Source organism: Saccharopolyspora sp., assembly GCF_017434145.1.
Taxonomy (GTDB): Bacteria; Actinomycetota; Actinomycetes; order Mycobacteriales; family Pseudonocardiaceae; genus Saccharopolyspora_C; species Saccharopolyspora_C galaxeae.
This window is the reverse complement of record NZ_JAFRFW010000998.1, coordinates 1-4,631: the sequence shown is the minus strand read 5'-3', so window position 1 is coordinate 4,631 and position 4,631 is coordinate 1. Positions and strand designations below refer to the sequence as shown.

The 4,631-nt window shown below is 69.2% G+C and carries 3 protein-coding genes, 1 pseudogene and 1 riboswitch; of the genes and pseudogenes, 1 reads left to right on the top strand and 3 read right to left on the bottom strand.

Annotated features, from left to right (window positions below):
- The 3 genes and pseudogenes from IJH84_RS27140 to thiC all read right to left on the bottom strand — a co-directional run.
- Positions 1–609, bottom strand: a pseudogene (locus tag IJH84_RS27140) (FUSC family protein); the annotation flags it as partial.
- A 372-nt stretch (positions 610–981) separates the two neighbouring features.
- The gene (gene thiD / locus IJH84_RS27135) at positions 982–1,842 is read right to left on the bottom strand and encodes a bifunctional hydroxymethylpyrimidine kinase/phosphomethylpyrimidine kinase (RefSeq protein WP_200068344.1); all 861 of its coding nucleotides are present in this window, start codon (positions 1,840–1,842) and stop codon (positions 982–984) included.
- A 235-nt stretch (positions 1,843–2,077) separates the two neighbouring features.
- Positions 2,078–3,775 (bottom strand): phosphomethylpyrimidine synthase ThiC, encoded by a 1,698-nt coding sequence (gene thiC, locus IJH84_RS27130; protein WP_295150585.1) that lies wholly within the window; start codon positions 3,773–3,775, stop codon positions 2,078–2,080.
- Positions 3,771–3,894: riboswitch (TPP riboswitch) on the bottom strand. It overlaps the preceding gene by 5 nt.
- A gap of 162 nt (positions 3,895–4,056) precedes the next feature.
- On the opposite strand from thiC, the gene IJH84_RS27125 reads away from it, so the two are divergent.
- Positions 4,057–4,631: Uma2 family endonuclease (locus tag IJH84_RS27125; RefSeq protein WP_295150583.1), on the top strand; the 575-nt coding region annotated here is incomplete at its 3' end.

The following is a 4,631-nucleotide window of genomic DNA, read 5'->3' as shown; positions in this document are numbered from 1 at the left end:
GTCCGCGCGCCAAGCGCTCGCGGCCGACTCCAACACCCCCGGCCCGGGTTCGAGCAGCGTGCGGGCGACGGCCGCGCGGGTCGCGCGGGTCGAGTCGCCGATGCCGATGAGCACTCGCAGGACCAGCGCGAACAACGCACCTGCGACGGTGCACAGGAACAGCATCCAGGCGGGCTGATCGCTACCGATGCCGGTGGTGCTGGAGAACAACGTCGCCGCCGCGAACGTCTGCCCGCTGACCCGGTACTGCTCGCCGAGCGCGGGCAGCATCCCGGAACCGAACACGACCACCGCGACCAGCGACCCGGCCAGCACCGGGATGCCGTAGAGCACCGGTCCCAGCGCCATCACCAGCACCAGCGCCGGACCGAACCAGGAGAACCGGTGCAGATCCGACCGCAGCGACCGCCCACCGGCCGCCACCAGGGCGAACACCGCGGTCAGCCCGCCGATCAGCGCGGGCGTGCGCAGGTCGAACAACCAGCCGCCCGCGGTGGCCACGACCGCGGTCACGAGCACGGCCACCGCGTACTGGCGCCGCCGGAGATCCGGCGCCCCCGCCTCGGTGTTCAGGCCGGTGTCCAACCGCTCTCTTACCTTCGTCAACACCGATGCAGCCACGGTGGTCGCTTACTCCTACTTCTTCGTCGCGTGCGAGAGGTCGATGCGCCCCGTAGCCGAGCGTTGCGCAGGACGCCGGGCGTTCCGCCGGCATCCGCAGCGGGCTTCGCCCGAGCGGCGCGGAGTCGGGGAAGCCACAGCGCCGGAGGGGCCCAGCGCCGCAGAGGCACAGCGCCGAAAAGGCACTGGGCCGACGAGGCACTGGGCCGGACAAACACTTGCCGGACAAGCACTGGGCCGGAGAGGCACTGGCCGATCGGCAGGCTGCCGCATGACTCACGATCTATGTCGGTGCGACCCGCCCCGCGAGTTACGGCGTCGTCGAAAATCACTCGATCAGGTAACTCAAGCCGGTCCCCATCAGATCGACCGCGGGCTGATCCGCCAGAACGTCGACACCGGTCCCACTCCGGAACCGAGCGGGTAGGCGTGCTCGACGCTGCGCGTCACGAACCGCTTGCCCGCCGCCACCGCCTCCGGCACCGCAGCGCCCTTGGCGAGCGCGGCGGTGATCGCCGAAGCGAACACGTCACCGGCGCCGTGCGTGTGCACCGTGGAGTAGCGCGGGCCCGGCAGCGGCATCGCCGTGCTGCCGTCGAAGAGCAGGTCCACGCACTCCGGGTCGTCCCGCAGGTGCCCGCTCTTGATCAGCACCCACTGCGGTCCGAAGTCGTGCACCGCCTTCGCCGCGTCCAGCAGGTCGTCCCGGGTGCGCGCGTCGCGGCCGGTGAGCAGCCGCACCTCGTCCAGGTTCGGCGTCACCAGCGTCGCCCTGGGGAACGCCTGGTAGCGCAGCACGTCGAGGGCGTCCGCGCGCAACAGCGGCTCACCGCTGCGGGACGCGGCGACCGGGTCGACGACGAACGGGGTGCGGCCGGAGCCGCCGATGCCGTGCTCGTCGCAGGCGGCCACGACCGCCTCTATGGTCGCCGCCGAGGCCAGCACTCCCGTCTTCGCCGCATCCACCCCGATGTCCGAGGCGACGGCGCCGATCTGCGCACCCACCGTCTCCGCCGGGATTTCCACCAGGCCCGTGACTCCCACGGTGTTCTGCACGGTCACCGCGGTCACCGCGGTCATGCCGTGCACGCCGCAGGAGAAGAACGCGCGCAGATCGGCGTGCATCCCGGCACTGCCACCGGAGTCCGAGCCGGCGATGGTCAGCGCGGTCGGCGGCGCCGTGTCGTTGGCGGGTCGTCGCAGGCCAGGCTCGTCGTACATCCTGCTCATCCTAGGCGCCTGTCTCGGAACGGTTCTGGTGTTGGTCTTTTCAAGCGGCGTCAGCCGCTTTCGCCACCTACGCAACCGGCACCGCCGCGGGTTCTCAGGCGTCGTCTCGCGAGGACAGCTCCGACGCCGAGTAGGGCGCTACTTCAGGAGGAGATCCCGCAGCGAGACGGCGCCTGAGGTTCCGCTACCCGACCACCTACGCAAAACGAGCTCAACAGGCAAGCACTCACCGCACGATCGGCAGGTAGACCTCGCCGCCGGACTCGGCGAACTCCTCGGACTTCTCCCGCATGCCTTCCTCGATCGCCTCCACACTGGTCAACCCGCGCTCCTCGGCGAACCTGCGGACGTCCTGGGTGATCTTCATGGAGCAGAACTTCGGCCCGCACATCGAGCAGAAGTGCGCCGTCTTCGCGGGTTCCGCGGGCAGTGTCTGGTCGTGGAAGGACTTCGCGGTGTCCGGGTCCAGCGACAGGTGGAACTGGTCGGTCCAGCGGAACTCGAACCGCGCCTTCGACAGCGCGGCGTCCCACTCCTGCGCCCGCGGGTGCCCCTTCGCGAGGTCACCGGCGTGCGCGGCGATCTTGTAGGTGATCACACCGGTCTTCACGTCGTCCCGGACCGGCAGCCCGAGGTGCTCCTTCGGCGTGACGTAGCAGAGCATCGCGGTACCGGCCTGCGCGATCACCGCCGCGCCGATGCCGGAGGTGATGTGGTCGTAGGCGGGCGCGATGTCGGTGGTCAGCGGCCCGAGGGTGTAGAACGGCGCCTCGTCGCACAGCTCCTCTTCCAGCCGCACGTTCTCCGCGATCTTGTGCATCGGCACGTGGCCGGGGCCTTCGATCATCACCTGCACGTCGTGCTCGCGGGCGATCCGGGTGAGCTCGCCGAGGGTTTCCAGCTCGGCGAACTGGGCGCGGTCGTTGGCGTCCGCGATGGATCCGGGCCGCAACCCGTCGCCGAGGGAGAACGTGACGTCGTAGTCCCGCAGGATCTCGCACAGCTCGGAGAAGTGCGTGTACAGGAAGCTCTCCCGGTGGTGCGCCAGGCACCACGCCGCCATGATCGAACCCCCGCGCGAGACGATCCCCGTGACGCGCTGCGCGGTCAGCGGCACGTAGCGCAGCAGCACGCCCGCGTGCACGGTCATGTAGTCCACGCCCTGCTCGCACTGCTCGATCACGGTGTCCCGGTACAGCTCCCAGGTCAGCTGCGCCGGATCGCCGTCGACCTTCTCCAGCGCCTGGTAGATCGGCACGGTGCCGACCGGGACGGGCGAGTTGCGCAGGATCCGCTCGCGGGTTTCGTGGATCCGCTTGCCGGTGGACAGGTCCATGATCGTGTCGGCGCCCCAGCGGGCGGCCCACACCATCTTCTCGACCTCTTCCTCGACCGACGAGGTCACCGCCGAGTTGCCGATGTTGGCGTTCACCTTCACCAGGAAGTTCTTCCCGATGATCATCGGCTCGGTCTCCGGGTGGCAGCGGTTCGCGGGCAGCACCGCGCGGCCGCGGGCGATCTCGTCGCGCACCAGCTCGGCAGGCAGGTCCTCGCGCGCGGCGACGAACTCCATCTCGCGGGTGAGCACGCCCGCCTTCGCCCACGCCAGCTGGGTCCGGTGCTCGCCGTTCCAGCCTTCCCTGGCACGCGGAAGTCCACTGTGGACGTCAATGTCGGCCGCGGTGTCGGTGTACGGGCCGGAGGTGTCGTAGACGTCCAGGTGCTCGCCGTTGCTGAGGTCGATGCGGCGCTGCGGCACGCGCAGCCCGGCGGTCTCGCGGTAGACCTTGCGCGAGCCGGTGATCGGGCCGGTGGTCACCCCGGGCACGTCGGATTCCACAGTGGACTGAGAGCGCACCGGGCGCTGCGCTTCCGCGGTGGCTCGGGTGTCCGCAGTGGACTGATCAGGACGCACGTCGGCCATGGCCGTTCACTCCCTACGCCGGCATTATCCGGTCAGGTTCAGGCGGTCGGCGGCCCCGGACCGATCGGTCCAGCCGCCCTCTCAGCCCGCTGCCGGTGCGGGCTCCCGCGGTTGTGTTGTCCCGATCGAGGCTAGCGGCGGTCACGGCCCGTGCCAAGACCACGAGTGGGCCACCGACGCCGGGACGGATCACCGCTAGGCTGATTACCAGGGACGATGCTTGATTGTCAGACCGGGAGGATACAGTGCGTGATGACACCAATACAGGAGGTGATCGCGCTGTGAGTGCAGCCCCGGCACTTCAGGATTCGTCTTGGGACGAACTCGTCGAGGTCTTCGAGCACCTCGATCCTCCCGAAGGCTGGCGCGCGGAGATCATCGACGGAAGGATCGTGATGTCCCCGCCGCCCGCGCCGAAGCACAATCTAATCGCCGACTCGGTCCAACGATCGATCTACCCGGCGCTGCCGCGAGACATCGTGCTATTCCAGACCGCGGGCGTTTCCGCACCGCCTTTCCCTGGCCAGTACGTACCCGACCTGATCGCGTTCCCACGCGACGCCACCGAGGGCGAATCAGGGGTCATTCCCGGGGAAGCCGCCTTGCTCGCGGTGGAAATCACCTCGAAGGGCTACGCGGATACCGGCCGCACCAGGAAACTGCACGCTTACGCCCGTGCTGCAATCCCGCTCTACCTGCTCATCGACCGGTTCGCGGATCGGTGGCCAACGGTGACCCTGTATTCCGATCCGGCCGAAGACGTCTACCGAGCTGCACGCGCGGAGCCGTTCGGAAAACCGTTGATCCTGCCCGGGCCGTTCGACGTGACGATCGAGACGGCGGATTTCCCGCGCTG